Here is a 420-nt window from a genome sequence, read left to right as displayed (position 1 = left end):
GGAGGCGATCGAGGAGAGAGGCACGGCGACCCAGCGGACCGCCCGGAACGTCGCGCAGGCGGGGACCGGGGCCGGCGAGGTCACGGCCACGATTGCCGGGGTCGCCGGCGCCGCCGAGAGCACCGGGGCCGCGGCCCAGCTGGTGCTCGGCTCGGCCTAGGAACTCTCGGTCCAGGCCGAGCGGCTCGACGTCGCGGTCAACCGCTTCCTCGACACGGTGCGGGCCGCTTGAAGTGCTCGCCGCCGAAGGGGATGCCGGTGCGGCGTCGGCGGGCGCGTAGGACCCGGAGACCTACGACCGGTTCGAGAAGGTCGTGCTGGTCCATGGCTGCCGCCAGGTGCAGGAGCTGGCCTACGGCGAGACCATCACGGAATCCCTGCCCAAGCACGAGTTCCTGGGCGAGATGATCTCGAACCAGC

The 420-nt window shown here is 72.1% G+C and carries 2 pseudogenes; both read left to right on the top strand.

Annotation, left to right across the window (positions count from 1 at the left end):
• Positions 1-232: pseudogene (locus tag MKL09_RS19865) on the top strand (chemotaxis protein); the annotation flags it as partial.
• Between the two features lie 49 nt (positions 233-281).
• Positions 282-420: pseudogene (locus MKL09_RS19860) on the top strand (ferredoxin--NADP reductase); the annotation flags it as partial.

This window comes from Methylobacterium sp. J-048 (assembly GCF_022829515.1).
Classification (GTDB): Bacteria; Pseudomonadota; Alphaproteobacteria; order Rhizobiales; family Beijerinckiaceae; genus Methylobacterium.
This window is presented reverse-complemented; position numbering and strand designations above follow the sequence as displayed.